At 41.8% G+C, this 17,306-nt stretch carries 33 protein-coding genes; 15 read left to right on the top strand and 18 right to left on the bottom strand.

Annotated features, from left to right (window positions below; genetic code table 11):
• Positions 1 to 101: 101 nt before the first annotated feature.
• The 14 genes from AC4IFO_RS06810 to AC4IFO_RS06745 form a co-directional block, all read right to left on the bottom strand.
• Complete coding sequence (locus AC4IFO_RS06810; RefSeq protein ID WP_490732947.1) at positions 102 to 395, bottom strand: hypothetical protein; 294 nt, start codon at positions 393 to 395, stop codon at positions 102 to 104.
• Positions 388 to 594 carry a phiTE_015 family protein gene (locus AC4IFO_RS06805; RefSeq protein ID WP_490732945.1) on the bottom strand — a complete coding sequence of 69 codons (207 nt, stop codon included), beginning with the start codon at positions 592 to 594 and terminating at the stop codon, positions 388 to 390. Before AC4IFO_RS06805 ends, AC4IFO_RS06810 begins: the two co-directional genes overlap by 8 nt.
• Positions 594 to 1,271 carry a hypothetical protein gene (locus AC4IFO_RS06800; RefSeq protein WP_490732943.1) on the bottom strand — a complete coding sequence of 226 codons (678 nt, stop codon included), beginning with the start codon at positions 1,269 to 1,271 and terminating at the stop codon, positions 594 to 596. The genes AC4IFO_RS06805 and AC4IFO_RS06800 overlap by 1 nt, the downstream gene beginning before the upstream one ends.
• Positions 1,272 to 1,301: 30 nt before the next feature.
• Complete coding sequence (locus tag AC4IFO_RS06795) at positions 1,302 to 1,661, bottom strand: hypothetical protein (protein WP_490732941.1); 360 nt, start codon at positions 1,659 to 1,661, stop codon at positions 1,302 to 1,304.
• Positions 1,662 to 1,701: 40 nt separating this feature from the next.
• Entirely contained in the window at positions 1,702 to 2,190 is a 489-nt protein-coding gene (ssb, locus tag AC4IFO_RS06790) for a single-stranded DNA-binding protein (protein WP_490732939.1), read from the bottom strand.
• Positions 2,184 to 2,879: a lambda exonuclease family protein gene (locus AC4IFO_RS06785; protein ID WP_490732937.1), complete on the bottom strand. Its 696-nt coding sequence runs from the start codon at positions 2,877 to 2,879 to the stop codon at positions 2,184 to 2,186. The genes ssb and AC4IFO_RS06785 overlap by 7 nt, the downstream gene beginning before the upstream one ends.
• Entirely contained in the window at positions 2,876 to 3,760 is an 885-nt protein-coding gene (locus AC4IFO_RS06780; protein WP_490732935.1) for a recombinase RecT, read from the bottom strand. The genes AC4IFO_RS06785 and AC4IFO_RS06780 overlap by 4 nt, the downstream gene beginning before the upstream one ends.
• Positions 3,757 to 3,963, bottom strand: coding sequence for a hypothetical protein (locus AC4IFO_RS06775; RefSeq protein WP_369514321.1), 207 nt, complete (start codon positions 3,961 to 3,963; stop codon positions 3,757 to 3,759). Before AC4IFO_RS06775 ends, AC4IFO_RS06780 begins: the two co-directional genes overlap by 4 nt.
• Positions 3,960 to 4,433 (bottom strand): class I SAM-dependent methyltransferase, encoded by a 474-nt coding sequence (locus tag AC4IFO_RS06770; RefSeq protein WP_490732932.1) that lies wholly within the window; start codon positions 4,431 to 4,433, stop codon positions 3,960 to 3,962. Before AC4IFO_RS06770 ends, AC4IFO_RS06775 begins: the two co-directional genes overlap by 4 nt.
• Positions 4,430 to 4,696: a hypothetical protein gene (locus AC4IFO_RS06765; RefSeq protein WP_490732930.1), complete on the bottom strand. Its 267-nt coding sequence runs from the start codon at positions 4,694 to 4,696 to the stop codon at positions 4,430 to 4,432. Before AC4IFO_RS06765 ends, AC4IFO_RS06770 begins: the two co-directional genes overlap by 4 nt.
• Positions 4,697 to 4,914: 218 nt before the next feature.
• Positions 4,915 to 5,790 carry a cell envelope biogenesis protein TolA gene (locus tag AC4IFO_RS06760; RefSeq protein WP_490732928.1) on the bottom strand — a complete coding sequence of 292 codons (876 nt, stop codon included), beginning with the start codon at positions 5,788 to 5,790 and terminating at the stop codon, positions 4,915 to 4,917.
• Positions 5,791 to 5,854: 64 nt separating this feature from the next.
• Entirely contained in the window at positions 5,855 to 6,121 is a 267-nt protein-coding gene (locus AC4IFO_RS06755) for an XkdD/Y8K6 family phage-associated protein (protein WP_490732926.1), read from the bottom strand.
• Between the two features lies 1 nt (position 6,122).
• A complete protein-coding gene (locus AC4IFO_RS06750; protein WP_490732924.1) occupies positions 6,123 to 6,314 on the bottom strand; it encodes a hypothetical protein in 192 nt (63 codons plus the stop codon).
• 22 nt (positions 6,315 to 6,336) lie between these two features.
• Positions 6,337 to 6,510: a hypothetical protein gene (locus AC4IFO_RS06745; RefSeq protein ID WP_207392891.1), complete on the bottom strand. Its 174-nt coding sequence runs from the start codon at positions 6,508 to 6,510 to the stop codon at positions 6,337 to 6,339.
• 233 nt (positions 6,511 to 6,743) lie between these two features.
• On the opposite strand from AC4IFO_RS06745, the gene AC4IFO_RS06740 reads away from it, so the two are divergent.
• Positions 6,744 to 7,028 carry a type V toxin-antitoxin system endoribonuclease antitoxin GhoS gene (locus AC4IFO_RS06740; protein WP_490732922.1) on the top strand — a complete coding sequence of 95 codons (285 nt, stop codon included), beginning with the start codon at positions 6,744 to 6,746 and terminating at the stop codon, positions 7,026 to 7,028.
• 1 nt (position 7,029) lies between these two features.
• Here AC4IFO_RS06740 and AC4IFO_RS06735 read toward each other — a convergent pair whose 3' ends face one another.
• The 4 genes from AC4IFO_RS06735 to AC4IFO_RS06720 form a co-directional block, all read right to left on the bottom strand.
• Complete coding sequence (locus AC4IFO_RS06735) at positions 7,030 to 7,221, bottom strand: hypothetical protein (protein WP_490732920.1); 192 nt, start codon at positions 7,219 to 7,221, stop codon at positions 7,030 to 7,032.
• 79 nt (positions 7,222 to 7,300) lie between these two features.
• Positions 7,301 to 7,615: a transcriptional antitermination N peptide gene (locus AC4IFO_RS06730; RefSeq protein ID WP_490732918.1), complete on the bottom strand. Its 315-nt coding sequence runs from the start codon at positions 7,613 to 7,615 to the stop codon at positions 7,301 to 7,303.
• 739 nt (positions 7,616 to 8,354) lie between these two features.
• The gene (locus AC4IFO_RS06725; protein ID WP_308568195.1) at positions 8,355 to 8,876 is read right to left on the bottom strand and encodes a hypothetical protein; all 522 of its coding nucleotides are present in this window, start codon (positions 8,874 to 8,876) and stop codon (positions 8,355 to 8,357) included.
• A 245-nt stretch (positions 8,877 to 9,121) separates the two neighbouring features.
• Entirely contained in the window at positions 9,122 to 9,802 is a 681-nt protein-coding gene (locus tag AC4IFO_RS06720; protein ID WP_404462980.1) for a LexA family protein, read from the bottom strand.
• Between the two features lie 79 nt (positions 9,803 to 9,881).
• On the opposite strand from AC4IFO_RS06720, the gene AC4IFO_RS06715 reads away from it, so the two are divergent.
• The 14 genes from AC4IFO_RS06715 to AC4IFO_RS06650 all read left to right on the top strand — a co-directional run bounded on the left by AC4IFO_RS06715 (position 9,882) and on the right by AC4IFO_RS06650 (position 17,085).
• Positions 9,882 to 10,109 (top strand): helix-turn-helix transcriptional regulator, encoded by a 228-nt coding sequence (locus AC4IFO_RS06715; RefSeq protein ID WP_006659494.1) that lies wholly within the window; start codon positions 9,882 to 9,884, stop codon positions 10,107 to 10,109.
• A 103-nt stretch (positions 10,110 to 10,212) separates the two neighbouring features.
• Positions 10,213 to 10,539 carry a hypothetical protein gene (locus AC4IFO_RS06710; RefSeq protein WP_273804161.1) on the top strand — a complete coding sequence of 109 codons (327 nt, stop codon included), beginning with the start codon at positions 10,213 to 10,215 and terminating at the stop codon, positions 10,537 to 10,539.
• Between the two features lie 28 nt (positions 10,540 to 10,567).
• The gene (locus tag AC4IFO_RS06705) at positions 10,568 to 10,735 is read left to right on the top strand and encodes a hypothetical protein (protein ID WP_272675934.1); all 168 of its coding nucleotides are present in this window, start codon (positions 10,568 to 10,570) and stop codon (positions 10,733 to 10,735) included.
• On the top strand, positions 10,728 to 11,561 hold the full coding sequence (locus AC4IFO_RS06700) for a replication protein (RefSeq protein WP_490732914.1): 834 nt from the start codon (positions 10,728 to 10,730) through the stop codon (positions 11,559 to 11,561). The genes AC4IFO_RS06705 and AC4IFO_RS06700 overlap by 8 nt, the downstream gene beginning before the upstream one ends.
• Positions 11,561 to 12,931, top strand: a complete 1,371-nt coding sequence (locus AC4IFO_RS06695; protein WP_490732912.1) for a replicative DNA helicase — start codon at positions 11,561 to 11,563, stop codon at positions 12,929 to 12,931. Before AC4IFO_RS06700 ends, AC4IFO_RS06695 begins: the two co-directional genes overlap by 1 nt.
• Before the next feature lie 251 nt (positions 12,932 to 13,182).
• Complete coding sequence (locus AC4IFO_RS06690) at positions 13,183 to 13,449, top strand: hypothetical protein (protein ID WP_490732910.1); 267 nt, start codon at positions 13,183 to 13,185, stop codon at positions 13,447 to 13,449.
• Positions 13,449 to 13,718, top strand: a complete 270-nt coding sequence (locus tag AC4IFO_RS06685) for a hypothetical protein (RefSeq protein WP_490732908.1) — start codon at positions 13,449 to 13,451, stop codon at positions 13,716 to 13,718. Before AC4IFO_RS06690 ends, AC4IFO_RS06685 begins: the two co-directional genes overlap by 1 nt.
• 182 nt (positions 13,719 to 13,900) lie before the next feature.
• On the top strand, positions 13,901 to 14,128 hold the full coding sequence (locus AC4IFO_RS06680) for a hypothetical protein (RefSeq protein ID WP_490732906.1): 228 nt from the start codon (positions 13,901 to 13,903) through the stop codon (positions 14,126 to 14,128).
• A complete protein-coding gene (locus AC4IFO_RS06675) occupies positions 14,128 to 14,403 on the top strand; it encodes a hypothetical protein (RefSeq protein WP_490732904.1) in 276 nt (91 codons plus the stop codon). Before AC4IFO_RS06680 ends, AC4IFO_RS06675 begins: the two co-directional genes overlap by 1 nt.
• A 221-nt stretch (positions 14,404 to 14,624) precedes the next feature.
• The gene (locus AC4IFO_RS06670; protein ID WP_490732902.1) at positions 14,625 to 15,071 is read left to right on the top strand and encodes a DUF1367 family protein; all 447 of its coding nucleotides are present in this window, start codon (positions 14,625 to 14,627) and stop codon (positions 15,069 to 15,071) included.
• Between the two features lie 10 nt (positions 15,072 to 15,081).
• Positions 15,082 to 15,264 carry a hypothetical protein gene (locus tag AC4IFO_RS06665; RefSeq protein WP_490732900.1) on the top strand — a complete coding sequence of 61 codons (183 nt, stop codon included), beginning with the start codon at positions 15,082 to 15,084 and terminating at the stop codon, positions 15,262 to 15,264.
• Positions 15,225 to 15,458 carry a hypothetical protein gene (locus AC4IFO_RS06660; RefSeq protein WP_490732899.1) on the top strand — a complete coding sequence of 78 codons (234 nt, stop codon included), beginning with the start codon at positions 15,225 to 15,227 and terminating at the stop codon, positions 15,456 to 15,458. Before AC4IFO_RS06665 ends, AC4IFO_RS06660 begins: the two co-directional genes overlap by 40 nt.
• Positions 15,451 to 16,044 carry a recombination protein NinG gene (locus AC4IFO_RS06655; RefSeq protein WP_490732897.1) on the top strand — a complete coding sequence of 198 codons (594 nt, stop codon included), beginning with the start codon at positions 15,451 to 15,453 and terminating at the stop codon, positions 16,042 to 16,044. Before AC4IFO_RS06660 ends, AC4IFO_RS06655 begins: the two co-directional genes overlap by 8 nt.
• 201 nt (positions 16,045 to 16,245) lie before the next feature.
• The gene (locus tag AC4IFO_RS06650) at positions 16,246 to 17,085 is read left to right on the top strand and encodes an antitermination protein (RefSeq protein ID WP_490732896.1); all 840 of its coding nucleotides are present in this window, start codon (positions 16,246 to 16,248) and stop codon (positions 17,083 to 17,085) included.
• Positions 17,086 to 17,306: the final 221 nt, after the last annotated feature.

Genomic DNA, 17,306 nt, shown 5'->3' with positions numbered 1-17,306 from the left:
AGCTCGGCTCTCGCATTCTTGCTGTGTGTATATTTGCTCAGATACAGGCACAGCAGAACCCTGCATTAGTATGAGTAATACATATCCGATTATTTGCATGGTTATTTATCTAGGCGGTAGAGTGGTATATTAACTGATTCTGAACTTTGCCTCTCAGCAAACAAATAAGTGAATATTTTTAAATCTGAAATATCTTTTTCTGATGCATAAACAACAGGCTGTAAGTTGTTAATTCGCTCAATCTCATTACATAATTGAATTAACATTTTAGGGTGAATTAATTTATCCCAATCATTCAACCTAAAAGTAAACTCCTCATTCTCAAGTTCAGCTTTAATTAATGACTCACTACGTTTTTTTAATTCTTTTGCATATTCTAATATTTCATTATTCATTTTTTATTTTCACTCCGTTGCTTATTAATGCCTGATTAACTAAATCTTCGTCATAGCACCAAGTTTCATTTGCAATAAATGGCTCGGGCAATTCAACCTCCAAACTCTCGCGTGATGCTTGCCATACATCGAATAAATTTATCGTTGATGATTTATTCTTACTGCGCCACTCTTCAAATTGCTGCCTTGATTTATCCATCACTCCACCTTTTTAAACTCAATGACCCACACCCACGGATTTTTATAAAAACTATCTACGCCATACATTGATTGCCATAAGGCGCAGAATGCTGCTTTTGCTGTTTGATGTGGTTGATTGCTGTTTGGCAGATAAAATCCTTCCCGCCAATTACCATCATTTCCATAACGACCAGTGATAACCCCCTCGGCTAATACATCCTGATCACTTATATCTTGCAGATGCTCCACTCGAATATCAGTAATTTCTAACGTTATACGTGAAGCCCAGCGCGGCATATGTGTTGATGGCGCCCAATTCAATGCTTCGGGATCATTTGGTTCAACATCCCATCCAGCGGGTTTTTTGTCTGAGTACTTAGGTGTTGCCCTGTAATCAATCCAATTTTCTTCGCCAAACTGTTCGTCATGTACAATACAAAATGTTTCACGAACCCAAAGGCGATCGCCAATTTTACCAAGTGGACAATGCAATCGAATGGGGTTTCCACGCATAGACAGAGCGTTATTAGACCAACAAGCTCTACCTTCATCTTTTGAGTGTATGCTTGATACTACCCATCCATGGAAAATATGTTTGTTTGTTGCACCTTTAACTATGTGACGAATTTGGGTTTTACGACCATCAAGGACAGCGCGCACCATTTCAGCATTGAGAATCACCCCTCGCTCTTTCATATTCATTCCTCTTCATTGCATCCCTGCGATTTAGTGACGGCTCTTTAATCCGTAGTAATAGCCACGCTTCAGCCAGCGGTATATTTTCTTAACTGCCCCGGGCTTGGCTCTAATTTCTTCGTTAATATACAGGCGTCCAATTTTATTGAATGGCAAACCTGTACAGCCATGATTAGCGCCATCATTGATAAACAGCCAACGGTAATTTTCTAACCATGCATCTGAGTTACATTTTGGGCATGGAATAGTTTCCATTGGTTCGTATAAATTACCGCTACCGTCACAAGCGTCCATATCCCACAAATAGCCATCAATACACTGACTATCAAGATAATGAGCGCCAAAGTCATAGCCTTGGTAATCACATACATGCTGAGTTTTATTTTTCATATCTATCTCCTGTTTGCATCCTTGCAAATATATCCTTTGGTTAAATCACATAAATAGCGTGGCGTGGGTAGGGGAGTCCGATAGGAGCGAATGGGATATCATCTGGGAAGTCCATCGGAGGCTCATTATTTTGTTGGGCCGGTTGCTGTGGCTGTCCCCATCCACCCTGTTGTTGCGTAGACTGTGATTGAGGTTTCTTGTCTAGAAACTTCACAATACCGTCCATTCCTACAGTTACCTCAGTTGAATACCTATCTTGTCCTGATTGGTCTTGCCATTTTCTAGTTCTGAATTTTCCTTTTACAAAAACTAGAGAGCCTTTTTTAAGATACTCACCAACGTTCTCGGCTAGTTTTCCGAACACAACAACACGTATCCATTCAGTTTTTTCTTTTTGCTCGCCCGTTTTTTTGTCTTTCCAACGCTCAGAGCATCCGATAGACATAGTTGCGATAGCATCACCGCTAGGTTGGTATCGAATTTCAGGGTCGTTACCAAGATGACCAATAATATTTACTTCGTTTAGCATGGCTTACCCCACTGATTGCCAAATTGAATACCTAATTTATTTAAACCCTGATCCATTACTTCAATGAACTCGGGCACTAATTCGTCGAATTCTTTCATCATGTTTTCGTCTCGCTCGACAGGGAAATATGCGATTTCTTTCCCTGCTGGCATTCGCGGGTCAAAATTTGCAAAGTGCCAGATGTCCTTACCTGTAACCCACATGGAATATTGAACTTGAGCCACATATTCCTTTTTCATTGCATCTATTCCGTTCAATGCTAAGTCGATAAATACGTCCGTGTTATTCGGGCATTTAAGCTCTAATCCTGAGCCATCACTGCAAATGCCGTCTGGTGAGCAAGCTATCCGTAATTGCTCGTCTTTGAATATTATTGGCACTTCCTTTGCCGTTAACCCGGTATAAAACTCGAATGTCATCCTTGCTTCTAATTCGTAGGTTTTACCCCATTCAAGCGTCCTTGCTGATATTTCCTTGTAAACTCCCGTGCAAACTTCACCAATAAGGGTGTTTAAATATGTTTTCTTTGTGTCTGACCATTTAGTACCTGACCTTGGTTTGGAGATGACTTTCCATGCCTCAGAGGCAGTCACAACACCTAACCTGATTGACAACCACTCTTCGCTTCCTTGCTCTACTTTGGTTAAATCGATGCCTGTTTTGCTTAGAATGATGTCATTGCTAATCATTTTCCTTCAGCCTTTTTCCTTAGCATGTCGATGATTACGTTCGCTTCAAACACAGTTATTTGCTCAGGGTGGGTAATTGGACGATTGAATTTCTTGCTGATGAATTCCATAAACGTATCGCTCCATTCGCCATCTACTTTCATCATCAATGCGGTGATATCGTCCATCTGTTGCTCGCTGGCTGGCGTTACATCACGAGGCTGTGATTGTTCGCTTTTAAAGTCGATACCTTCGCCAGCTTCGGTGTTAACGTAGTCAATGGCTTGGTCTAGTCGTTCTCTACGAGGCCAGTATTTACTAGCGCGCTTAACTATTGTTTTACGCGCCATTTCATCCCACCAAGTTTTCCATGGCCCATTAGCTGATTTGCTCGCAGCTTGCACAGTTTTTATTTCAGCTAAGCTCATTTCTTCAGTGAGATAATCACCACTGGCCGTCTTTACAGTGCAATAACCACCAACAATCGCGCCTCTATCGCCGAATGCGTTGTATTTATGTGTTGGCGGCGTATCTAATCCGTTAGATTCGTAAGTATCATTTTCATGAACTAGCTTGCATTGCCCCCATTCAATTGCTTTCGTTGCTTGGGCCAGATGTAAAAGTCCCATGTAACTGATATCCAAACAAACAACGCCTTTCCTTGGCACTAGATAAGCCAGTTTACTTGCTGGATTTAATGTGATTCCAATAGCTGCGACATTGATAATTGCATTCTGCGCGCTTGATGGATTACTCATGGCTACAGATGCTAGTTCGTTATTTCTCTGAAATGCCTGAATGGCGAATTGACTTTCCTTAGCCCATGTTATTGATTGGTCTGTAACTGCACTGCAAAATAATTGCTCTTGCTGTTTTACAAACTCTATTATTGATGTGCTCAAAACATCCTCCTTTCGCTTTTTGCAGCCTCAAAAAAAGCGTTCCATGCCTCATCTGATTCTTGAGTGGTCATTTTCCGTATGACCGATGAGGGAAGGGCATCATAAAACCGCTGAGCCATTTCATTAGTTAGCTCATCATCCTGATTTGCTATGTGCTCACGGTCTGGAATAGTGACGAAATTTTCATACTCTGAAATTCTCATGCTGCGTCCTTAATGAATAATATCCAGTGAGTTTTGTCGTTCTTGCCGACGCGCTGAACTATCGTTGGTTTATAGTCAGTAAGGGCTAATACTTGCTTTGTTGGAATTTGGGTTTCGTTCCACTTGAAAGCCAGTGTTCCGTTTGTCCGCAGCACTCGAAATGCTTCACTAAATCCTTTCGCTAAATCCTCTTTCCACGATTCTTTATTTAATCGCCCGTACTTTTTAAACATCCAACCATTGTGCCCAGCGCGAATTAAGTGAGGTGGGTCGAATACAACTTGATGGAATGAGTTATCAGGGAAGGGTAGGTTTTTAAAATCAGCGATAATATCTGGTGTTATGTTTAGCTTCCTGCCATCACATAGAATGTGTTCTTCTACCCTTATATCACTGTAAATTACTCTGTTGTCTTGCCTGTCAAACCAAAACATGCGACTGCCACAGCACATATCTAAAATCTGTTTCATGCTGCGTCCTTACTTAACTTGGCCACTGCCGAAAATATTAGGCTTCCTTTCCCTCTGGTGATGTACTCCTCCATAAGCGCATCAGTCCATTCGTGCTTTAAGAGGAAATCCACTATCTCCTCAATCGGTGCTTCCATTGCAGTAAAGAGAACGTCCGTATCTCCCTCTATTTTTTGCACTTCATGGTTTTCAATTGATAACCTGAAGTCTTTATCAAACGTTATTGACGGGTAATAACCTTTTGTATTTATGTGCAACGTCATATCCACCTCGGTATCAGTGTTATGAAGGCAAGTAGAGCGACAACAACAGCTATCCAATCCCACTTAATTTTGTTTTTAACTTCATCCTTGAAGCTCTCGCTATTCAGTCGATAGCTGAGTTCCTGACGTTTTAATTCGTTAATTTTTGGCATAAGAAATCCCTCACTTATCGATTGATAGCGATTGTTATTTAGGTTCTGGTGTTGGTGCGGTGGGTATTAGTAATTCATTGTCATGTGGGGGATTTGGTTACTTGCAACTAGCTTAATAAATTCAGTCGCTAGTTTTTCATCAAATCCGCTACTGACTAATGCTTTCAATGCTTCTTGGTTAAACACTCGGCGATGCTCTTTATCTTCTTGACGTTTAGCATCTTCCTGACGCTTACGTTCTTCTTCTGCTAATCGCGCCTGTTCTGCCTCAAGAGCTTTCTTGCGCTCAGCTTCGATAGCTAATTGTTTCTCGCGCTCTGCGCGTTGAATGGCTTCCTGCTTTTCACGCTCAGCGCGTTCGGCGGCTTCTTTTGCTTCACGTTCGCGCCGTGCTGCCGCTTCGATTTCTTGCTGTGCTTTTTGTTCGGCTGCTAATCTTGCTTGCTCTGCTGCCTGTCGCTTTAGCTCTTCGTCGCGCTCAAACTGTTCGCGTTTTGCTTTTTCGATTTTAAGGTCATGAAGTTCGTTCATTTGCAAAGCTTCTCCATGCATTTCAGGCATTTTTCTAGCTAACTCTTCAGCTGCCTTTCTTGCTTCGTCAGCAATTTCCCAATCAGTTACTGGTTGGCGAATGTTATTACTCAGCGAGTCAAGTTCATCACGGAATAATTTACGTGCAGCATCTACTTTCTTAGGTAACTCTTTCAGGTCATCAACAACCAGCTTGCCAGCCTTATCAATCGCTGTTTTTGTTTGAGTAACTTTGTATGCCAGTGACGCGAATGCCTTGCGGTTTTTAACCACAGATAAATCACCGTCGAGTTCTTTTCGTTCTTCCTCAGCGAGTGTTTTAATGTGAGCTAGCATCTGATTTACTTTTTCTGGTGTTGTGAATAAATCCAGCGCCGTTGCTTGGTCAATTGCGACTAATTCATTTGCCATTTCCTATATTCCTTATGTGCGTATTCCTCACTATTAATAGCGATATGAATGATTAAGTAGTGAGTTACTGCTGACCGATGGCTTTTGCGATTACTGCTTTAGCTACTGATAATGGATGGTCATGGTCTTCGTCTGGTTCGATGCCGTAAAAGTCATCATGATATTTTAGCAGCCGTTGCAAAGCCTCTAATAACTCTGGTGCTGCTGCGATTAGATGGGCGTTGGCTGTAGAGTTAGTCAATCCAACATAGCTTCCGTTGTCATCATATAACTCTATGAAAAACTCTCTTTTTGTCGCCATCCAAGGCGCTGGTGCGTGCTTAAACTCCATATCACCCCCTAGCCTTTAACATTGCATCTGCATATACATAAGCAAGCTTTGCATAATAATCAGCAGCTTCTTTAACTGAACTAAAAGCTACGTTACTCGTATCACTATGAGATAAGCACCCATTCAGTGCAGCCATTGCGAACTTGTCGCGTAACTCTTCCAGTTGCCACGGTAAATTCTGTTTATCTGTCATACTCCCTCCGTTATTAACTAAATTAATCTATCTTTTGAAACTCAATTTCTTCAGGTTCGTTAGAATCAAGATAGTTATCATCACTACATGAAAAACCGTATTTGTAGGCTATATCTGCTAGCTGAGAGTCGATTTCACTGTTTGTCATATCAGCATTAATCAACTGGTCATACTTATTAAAATCTTCAATGCTCATTTCCACATTCTTGCAATATACGACCAACTGCCTGCATGTTATCTGAACATTTACTTTGTCCGACATCTCTATCTCCTATCTATTAATCAACTCACCACAGCCCACCTTGATGGACTGTAATTAGTTAACTGTGCCTGCTTTTAACCACGTCAGGCGAGGTGGTTTCCTTCCTTTCCACAGTCAAGGAAAATTGATATATTGATTATTCCACAGTCAAAATAAGGATTTGTTATATGGCAAACTTTACGGTAAGGATTGAGTTAAGAGATGCCAACTCATCGGATTACGAGGAATTGTATAAAAAAATGGTATTAAAGAAATTTTCCAAATATATTTCTTCTGATGGTGGCAAGCTTTATAACCTACCTAATGCTGAATATAATTACTCATCTGATACTAAAACTACTGATGATGTTAGAGATTTGGCATACATCGTAGCTAAAGAAGTAAATTCAAGCCCCGCAGTTCTAGTGACAAAATCATTAGAGCGTTCTTGGCAAGGGCTTGATAGGGGGTAGTTTAGTCAGAGCCAGAGCCTACCTCTGGTCTTTCTGACTCCAAGGCCACAAATGCATCTCTAACTCTGTGGCCTAAATATTTAACTGCATTATCTGGCAATGCTAACTCCGACTTAAATTTGATTAGCAACATTTCAGAGAAAACCTGTATTGCTGCTTGTTGTGATTCTTTTGTTAACTCTTCAAATTTCATTTTCTATCTCCTATTTAACGTGCCGTAACACTTCCATCACTCATAATCGGCTTGCGTAGCCGTGGTTGCTTGCGTGTGTCTATGCTCTTGCTGTCACTTCACCAGACTCTAATAACGTTCCTGTCTTACGATATTTAGCTGAGTAAATACTAGAATTTGGCAAGCAGGTATTATCTGCTGAGTCATAAACTTTAGTGCTGCGAATTGAAATTGCTTTTTCAACTCGGCTAACTGGTTTGCGTGTTAGTGATAAGGTAGGGCGTTTTGTTTCTTCTACTGATTCGCCGTGTATTGCAGCTTTTAAGCTTTTGGTTAGCTCGAATGCTTCCTTTAGCGCCTTTCTGCGCTCCATTCTGCGTGATCTGGCGTTGTTGTAGCCGTGAAAGTTACACATAGTTTTCCCCTTTCAGTTTGCTTTGGTGATTGGTGGTAGGTGCTTATCTCCTACTTTCGGTCTGGTTGTGCCAGTTAACCGCATGGGTTAAGTGTCCATTGCTAATCAGCCTTAGCGTTCACCAATCCCAAAACATACTGTCTTTGGTTTGCGCTTTTTCAGCGCGTTCTGTTAAAGAGCGAACATCCTGTTTATCTATGGCTCCTTGCCTTCGATGAGTTATATATTGAACCAATAGTTCATAAAAGTAAAGAACCAAAAGTACAAAATAGAGATGAAAATGGAACTAAAAGTATTATTTTATTGAATTTAAACGGAATTTATTTTCAAAAATTATTTATCTTGCGAGGAAAATCACACTGGCGGGGAATTGCAGGCACAAAAAAGCCCTCGTGGGGAGGGCTGGGGGTTATTTATTTTTTAGTTCTGACAGGAAAAGACCAGCACTTATAGCCATAGGCGTGAGCATCTAACACTTTTCTCTCAGAATCAGGTGTTCCTGCCTTTGCTCTTGTCTTTCTATATCTGCATTTACACCAACGGTATCCTGCAGGTAATTCAGGTGTACTAATAGTTTTTAATTCCATTTTTACATCTCACCTCAGGCGGACACTTCCCTGAGGACTTGATTTAATGTCGGAGATCCACTATTGTACTTGTGTCTTATGCAAGTATGGTCGTGGGGTCCTGACATCTCCGATCTGAGCGTCATCCCCGGCAAGGGATTATGCTCAAATTTTTATTGAGGCCGAACGTAAACCTTCAGAATTGAGGAGATGCGTTCGGCTTCTTCGCTTGTAAGGTCTGTCGGAATCCCGCTTATAGTAACTGTTGTTCCAGATTCAGGGCGAATAACTACGGGTAGAGAATAAGATGAAGGTTGGTCATTCTTAAGCTCTACTTCAGGTGCTTCTTTAGCCAATTCTTTTTCCTCTTCTTGGCGATTTGAAATAGGATTGTAGGGAATATCCTCATTAGCCTGAAAAGCTTTGAATTTATTAATTGCGCTCTCCATACGGCTTTTATAAGCTTTAATGCTGGTATCGTTAGGTTTCGGCTCTGTTATTTCGATGTAGCGTTCTGCTAGAACATTTAAATCAAGCTTAGTTACATCCCCCATCTCTTCTTCTTTAACTACCGTTAGGAGGCGAGCAGATGAGTTTTTCAAGTTCCGAGCAGTAGCCTCCTTCATTATGTTCAGCGACATAAGCGATTCAAGGAAATCCTTAAATGCTTGAACGCTTAATTCTTGGTTATTCATGCTAATCTCTCTAAGTTATTGATGCAGATCGAATTCTAACCAGACTCGGGAAGATTTGCAAGACTTAATCTCAATGAATCTTTGATTTGGGCAATCTGAAAACTATTGCTGTACATGAACCCAGTAAAAATAGATTGGATATCAATTGTATTAATTAAAAAAAGACCGCATTTCTGCGGCCTTAAGCTATTTAGATGTATTTTGTTGTACGATATACTCACACCCTAAAACGTGTCGTCAGGCCACTAGACTAGTTTCATCATCATCTGCACAGCGACACCTATAATTTTACAGTTTCCATTGATTGGTGTTATGGGCCATGCAGGGTTTAATCCCTTTAAGAATTTCTGACCGCCATCAATAACTAATTTTTTGAAAGTGGCTTCATTGGATTCAGTAAGTTTAGCTATGACTAAGCTGTTATTTATTGGCTCTCTACCTGTATCAACTAATACTAGGGAACCCTCTGGCACACTTTGACCTGAGGTTGCTGTCATAGAGTCGCCTTCAACTCTCAACCAGAATGCGGCACCTTGCACATGAGCCTCTGATTCATACCATTCATCAATCTGGTCTAGCGTGTACGGCTCGCACGCTTCGTTCCATGATCCAGCTTGAACCCAGCTAATTACAGGGTATTTAGGTGCAGGTCTATATGCTCTAGGACTGGACACATTAGAATCAAATCCTGCCAATTCACCATGTTGTAGCCACACAACTTCCACTCGCAGTAACTCTGCAAGTTTATTCATCGCATCTTGACGAGGGATGGACTCAGCATTGAACCACTTGCTTACAGCTTTAGGTGTTAAACCTAGCTTTTCAGCAATTTCAGTTGCCTTTCCATGTTCGCTATAGCCAGCATCTTTTGCGGCTTGTGCTAACCGACTGGCGAATTTTTCACGCACATTATTCATTTGTACCATGAGTTCAATAATAAACAGGTTGAAAGGAACTGTCAGTTCAACTAATATATGTACTGAAAGTTCAAATAAGGATATCAACATGCAAAACATTCAGGAGCCAATTAAAGATATTGGCGTTGCAGAAGTTGCAAAGGCATGCGGCGTAAGTGAACGAGCTGTTTATAAATGGATTGCTAATGGTTTTCTTCCAAAGACTGAGTTTTTTGGAAAAACAAATTACGCAGAAATCATTCAATCCATATCAAACGGCAAGTACAAGGCAAGCGACTTGCTCACACTAAGCCAGCAAAAGCTACTTGCTGCATAGAAATTTCGCTCTTTAACACCTCTGCGCTGAAAAACGCGCACTTCAAAACTTAACTCACAGGATCGTGAGCAACGGACTAACTACGTCAAAAGGAATTTAACAAATGGACTACGCAACAACACGCAAAAACTTCAATCAATTCGTATCAAATCACCTAATCGCTACGGCATTACAAGCATTGAGAGCTAAATCTCAGTCTGTAGTGGCCAAAACATTAGGTGTCCATGACTCAACCATTCTACGCAGAACTGACAAATTTCCTGAGCTATGCGAAACGCTGGCAGCTTCTGGGATTAAAGATTTTGTGCTGGAAGGTGAGAGAAAAATATCTGAGGAAGAATATCGCTTTTTGTGGAAGCAGATCGGCGAGCTTTCTTTGATGAGAACAAAAGAAAACGCCCAGATTGTTGGAGCAATCGAGGCGCATTAATCAAAACGATGTGACGAGGTAATTATACATGAAAACTAAATTTAATTACAGCGCTGTGCATAAAAACGTCATGCGTGATCGGGCTAATCGCTCGGTCACTGAGCAGGGAGCCAAGGCGCTCAGGTCAGCATTGGAAGATGCAAAACTACGGCTTGAGCATCGTCAGGAAGTTACGGGAGGGAAGCGGCATGAGTAACGTTGCATACGCTGATTTTGGCAACCAACGACAGCAAGAGAGGCCGAAAGTGGCAAACCTTGAAGATGGCTATACCAGAATTGCTAATGACCTTCTTGAGGCTGCTATGTCGTCTGATTTGACAGCTAGGCAACTAAAAGTATTTCTGGCAATAGTTAGAAAAACGTATGGGTTTAGTAAAAAACTGGACCGCATCACAAATACTCAAATAGCATCAATGACAGGCATTCATCACACTCATGTATGCAAGGCCAAAAATGAAATGATAGCTATGAATATTGTTATTTCATCTGGTAATCAAATAGGAATTAATAAGGCGTTCAATGAGTGGAAATTTGATATTAGCCAAGTTAGCGAAACATTAGCTAAGTCAGCTAATAAAAGATTAGCTAAAGTAGCTAACGAGGATAAGCCAAGTCAGCTAAACACAAAAGAAACTCTTTCAAAAGAAAAGAAAGAAAGTAATACACCCCTTACCCCTCAAGAGGTGAAAGGGGGAGAATTGACTAAGCCTTCTAAGCGAAAATCTCAACCAGTTAACTACGACGAATATCTCAATGCCTACAATGAGGAAGTTGGAGATAGATTACCTCACGCTGTTGAAGCCAACGAGAAACGTAAAACTCGTATCAGGAAAATAATCAAAAACCTCGCAACGCAAAATGTTGATGGGTGGCGGGCCTATGTTCGAGCCTTTGTGAGAATGGCTAAGCCATTTTATTTTGGTGAAAACAATACAGGATGGACCGCAGACATTGATTATTTGCTGAGAGACACAACCCTGACAGGGGTTCGTGAAGGGAAATTTGCTGACAGGGGATTCTAATGGTCAACAACCAAATCGAAGCAAGTGTGATTGGTGGCTTGCTGAAAGACGGATTAACACTCAACGCATCTGATGTACTCGCCACTTTAAGGCCCGAAGCATTCGGATCCCATTTCTACCGTGAAACCTACAAAGTCATTCAGAAGCAGGCCAAAACCCGTGGGATGATTGATTTAATGATGGTTGCTGAGGCAATGGGTGGCAAACATTTCGCTGATATCATGCAAGCCGCTAAAGACTGCCCAAGCGCAGCAAACTTGAAAGGCTACGCTACGATGGTGACTGATAACCACAATCGACGTGAAATGATTAGCCTGATGGACCAACACCGCCACGTTATCGAGTCAGGCACGATTGACGCAGCTGCCGAAGCGATGGACCAACTCATCAAAAAGGCAAATGAATTACGGGCCGCTAACGATGAGATTAAACCAGTACACACCAAGGACTTAATAGCCGATTTTACGGAAGTGTTAGAACAACGCCTAACCAATGGCGATGAATCCGACACACTGAAAACGGGGATCCCTGAACTTGATGAAATTACTGGTGGTATCAACGCAGTGGATCTTGTTATCGTCGCGGCCCGTCCTGCAATGGGGAAAACCGAGTTTGCATTACGAGTAACCGAAGGCGTGGCTTCACAATTCGATAAAAAAACGGGCCATAGAAAAGGCGTTCTGATTTTCTCAATGGAAATGAGCTCACGCCAAATCATGGAGCGTCAAATTGCTGGGGCATCAGGCCTATCAGTTTCCTCACTGAGAAACCCTGCAAAGATGAATGATGAAGGATGGGCCAGAGTTTCAAATGGTATCGGTCGGGTTCAAGATTTGGATGTGTGGGTTGTCGATGCAAGCAAACTCGATGTGGACCAAATTAGGGCCATAGCAAAACGCCACAAGCAACAATATCCATCACTGGCATTAATTCTGGTCGATTACTTGGGCCTGATAGAAAAACCGAAAGCAGAGCGCAACGACCTTGCTATTGGTTATATTTCATCAAACCTCAAGGGAATGGCTAAAGAGTTACTAACGCCAGTTATCTCACTCAGTCAACTATCACGAGATGTTGAGAAGCGACCAAACAAACGGCCCGTCAATGGGGACTTGCGCGACTCAGGCAGCATTGAACAAGACGCTGACTCTATCATTATGCTTTACCGTGATGAGGTTTATAACGAGAACTCACCAGCGGCCCCATATGCTGAAATTATCGTGACTAAAAACCGATTCGGTAAAACAGGGACCGTATATCAGCGATTCAAGAATGGTCACTTTATGGATGTGGACCAGATGGAAGCCGCTAACGCTTGCCTACAAAGCAGCAAACCTCAGCAGCGCCGATTCCAAGGCGCGGACGTGTAACACACCAAATCATAAGGACTTCTAGATGAGCATATTATTTCACAAGGATAGAAATTGGCTTCAAACACCTCACTACATAGACGCAGGTCGATTAATGTGGAGCAAGCGGAAAGTTATAGCGATGCCAGAGGAAAAACATCTCCTTCGTAAAATTCGCAATTGCTACCCGAGAGGCAAGGCATACCGAAACCTTGAACGAATTGAGTATTTCAGTAAGCGGGGATTCTAGGATGAAAACCAAGCAAACTAAGATGAAGTTAACGCTATTTAGGCTCGGGGATGATTTCAAGCTAAAGAAATTTAAAGTAACCCACCACAACGGCGACACCATTCTCGAGCAAGACTTAACCGTTAAAACCGATGAGTGCGGGAGAGTTGAAGTCGACATGAGTATAGATGATTTCCCAAGCATGGGTAATGAAATCGAAGCAATGCTGAAATATGCAGACTGGCTAGAACGAATGGGAATAGCAATTCGCAGAGAAGCTAAGCGGGCAATTAAGCGAGGTGTTGAGTGATGAAAGGAACAACGTTAACAGGGCTGAATAAAGCTTACTTACGCCAAGGTAGATTTATAGCTGGTCGATACATTCATGCGAACGTTAAATATTTCAGACAGAGAACTGACGCAATATTTTTTGAACATGAACTAGCAGCCGACAAGCACAGACCACGCGGAAAAGCATATTTACGATTAATGGAAATCGAGAATTTATCCCGTACGATGAAGTTTAAAGCGTTGCAAGAAAAAATCAGCCAACGGGAGGCATCTAATGCAGGGAACTAACCCAACAGATTTTGAAAAGTGGTGCGCCAAGGAAATGGGCAATACGGTTGAATACATAATCTCATGCAGAAAACGACTAGGCATACTCTCTGAGTATTCAGACCATGAAGTTAATAAACGATATCGGGCATGGATGGCTAGCTGGAGAGGACGGGCTAAATCTTTCATCAATGGAGGTCAGGATGCAGGGAACTAATTGGGTTAATACAAACATGGCGCTGCCAGATGATAGCGAGCCCGTTTTACTCATCAGCGATGGTGAAATCATAGCGGGTGTATATCGTCTTGAATGGAACTCAGTAGAAGGTGAAATGCAGTGGTTTCTTAATGATGTTGTGGCGCCGCTACCAATTCTTGACGCTGATTACTGGATGTATTTACGTGATTTACCAATGCCAGAGGGTGAATGATGAAGATAAAACGCAAAGTTCACAATAAGCTATTTCCAACTCGTAAATTGGCATTCTATCAGCATTCAAAAGTAGATGAATGGAACTCGCTAGAGTGCTACATGGACAAGTGGCTGCTGGCTATTTTGTTCATACCGATTGTTGTCATTGGAACGCTAGTAGCTGGATTTCCTACGGCACTCAAAGAGGCGACGGTTTATTTCAGTAAGCCATATTCAGTCGATAGCCTGACGCTTGCAGAAGTTGAATCCATTAGGATGGAACAGGAGAGCTAACAGTGAGTGATGGAATAATACATATCAGCCGCTATCGAATGTATCGGCTTAGATTAAATGACGGGCGATATATTTACATGTCATGGCATCCGTATTGCGGTCCTACTATTTTCAAAGATAAATACGAAACCCGATGGATTGAAAATTGGTACGAAGATGAGCAAATTGTTGATGCTGTAAATTGGTTCGTAAACCGAGGGAAGAAAGCATAGGGGGCTAACTTGGAAATAGAAATGGTCAAATGCGCCAATGGCATATTTGCACCAGCATTCGAACACGACCTACCACGTTTAACAAAATTCAAAAATGGCGAGATGTACACATTCAGCGCCAAGCTCACAAGAAACCCCGCATTTCATAAAAAGATGTTCGTATTCTTCAAATTCTGTTTTGACCACTGGTGCGCAAATAAAGCAGGACTCGACTGTATGGACGAGCATAGCCAATTTGAGCGCTTCAGGAAGGATTTGACGATACTTGCAGGATTTTATGAGCAAACGGTAAGGCTAAACGGTGATGTGCGTATAGAGGCTAAGAGCCTGTCATTTGCAAGCATGGAACCAGATGAATTCGAACGCTGTTACAAAGACATGATTAACGCAGCAATAAAACACATTTTCAGGGGATGTAATGAAATCACTGAGAATCGGTTACTGACATTCTTTTAGGGGTAGAGAGATGAATCATATTCAGAAAATAGCGTATATCAGCAGTCGATATTTGGTTGCCTGTGTTTGGTATGACACATCCTCACTACCAAAACACAAGCACCTATTTGCAAAAGCAAAAGAACTTGTTGCGGGTGATAGGGCGCAAACAATATGCCAGCAGGAAATCGACAAGGAGCAGCAAGAGAGATGAATACAAAACAGCGATTAAGAAAAGCACTACTTGAAAATATTGATAAATTCTATATTACCGACGACGGTCAAATTATTATGAAAGCGCAGACGAAGAAATCTAGGGTAACACTCGGAGCCAAGTTATTTATGGTTGCCATATTTTCCTGTTTGATTGCTGGAATTTTGGTATTTAAGGCGGCGATATATGGCTAAACCAATTCGACGGCGATGTGCAATATGCAAGGAATGGTTTCACCCAAAGTATGAAAATATAGAGTGGTGTAGCCCGGAACACGGAGCTGAGTTAGGAATAAAGCGACAGCGAAAGAAATATGAAAAAGCACAGGCTAAACTTAAAAAAGAACGACAGCAAAAAGAAAAAGAATCCCGCGATAAACTCAAAATCAGAAAGCTAGCAGTAAAACCCCTCAAATACTTCACCCAGCAAGCTCAGAATGCATTTAACGCCTACATCCGATATAGAGACCGAAACGAACCTTGCATCTCCTGTGAGAGGTTTCACGACGGTCAATATCACGCTGGGCATTATCGAACTACAGGCGCAAACCCTGAGCTTAGATTTAATGAGGACAACTGCCATAAGCAATGCGCCCCATGCAATAACCACCTGTCAGGCAATATCGAAAAATACGCTCCTAATCTGATAGCGAAAATCGGACAGGAGCGATTCGATATTTTGATGGGATTTCATGAGTTACCGAAGTGGAAGCGTGAGGACTATGAACGAATAAGAGACCACTACAGGAAGAAATTGAAGGAGCTGAAAGATGTTCACTGACATAGGCGCAGCAATTGAAGAGTGCAGATATAGAGCATTAACAGAAGCTAGAAATGGATACAAAAAACGCTATATGTCAGTAATTCAACTTAAAAACGGTTTCATGAGAGTTGTTGAAACAGACCAGGCCAAGCGACTTAATTATCAGATTATGTATTCAGTAGGTTGCGACAGGTATCACACAGTATCTACGGAGGCAAGATGAGACTCGAAGATTTACCTAAGTATTTTTCACCTAAGAGTCTTACGTTTAGTGACTCTCCAGCCGCTACAGCCTCAGATAACCTAACAATCACCGATGTAATGGCCTCGCTTGGTTTGGCGACTTCGAAAGCGCGGATGGGGATTGAATTGTTTTTGGCGAAACACGGTATCAATAAGCCAGATGAAGCGGTGGAAAGTCTCTATCAATATGCACTAACTCAGGCGCATAAATACAGCGCTATCCAAAAGCTTAATGAAGATGATAGGGCATCAGTTCTGCAAATACTCGCAAATTATGCATTTCAGGACTACGCAAGAAGCGCAGCCAGTAAAAAGACCTGCCCTGATTGTGATGGGGGTTTTATTGAGGCTGAGGTATTCACGACAAAACAGAGTATGCATTTTGCCGCAAAGGAAATGCTTAATTTCAACAGAAAGTTAGGCGTCAAGGTAAAGCCTTATGAGCACGTACATTACAGGGAGGCTAGAGAGGTTAAGCGTGTAGTTTGCAGAACGTGCAATGGCAAAGGTGAAATAAGTCACTCATGCAGGTGCAATGGGCGTGGCGAGGTGCTGGATAAAAAGGAAACCGAGAAACAAGGCATTCCAGTTTATAAAACATGCTGTAAGTGCTCAGGGCGTGGATATTCACGATTACCAGCTGAAGATGTAAGGCGTGAAATCTGCGACAAGGTTTTTGATTTACCCGAAACATCATGGCGTAGAAATATTAAGCCATTCTATGAAATGCTAATTCAGGAGTGCTTCAAGGAGCAGGAAAACGCAGAAAAGCAACTGTCAATTGTCACAAAAAGAGAAAGTATTTCTATAAATTAACATTTAACTAGAAATATTCATTGCATGAATGGCGATAGTGGACTATCATGGTTCTAATGATGGGAATTTTGCATTTCATTATCCCAAGCGAAAGAAAATAGAGCCTCACTTCGGTGGGGCTTTTTTTATTGCCAAAATTCCAACGTGTAAGTAATCCTTACAAGTTCACATTCAAGAGGTCGCCTAGTGCGGCCCTTTTTCGTATACGCCGCCACAGAATT

This window comes from Providencia sp. UF-224, assembly GCF_058245955.1.
Note: the sequence above shows the minus strand (reverse complement) of the source record. Positions and strands in the feature narration are given on the sequence as shown.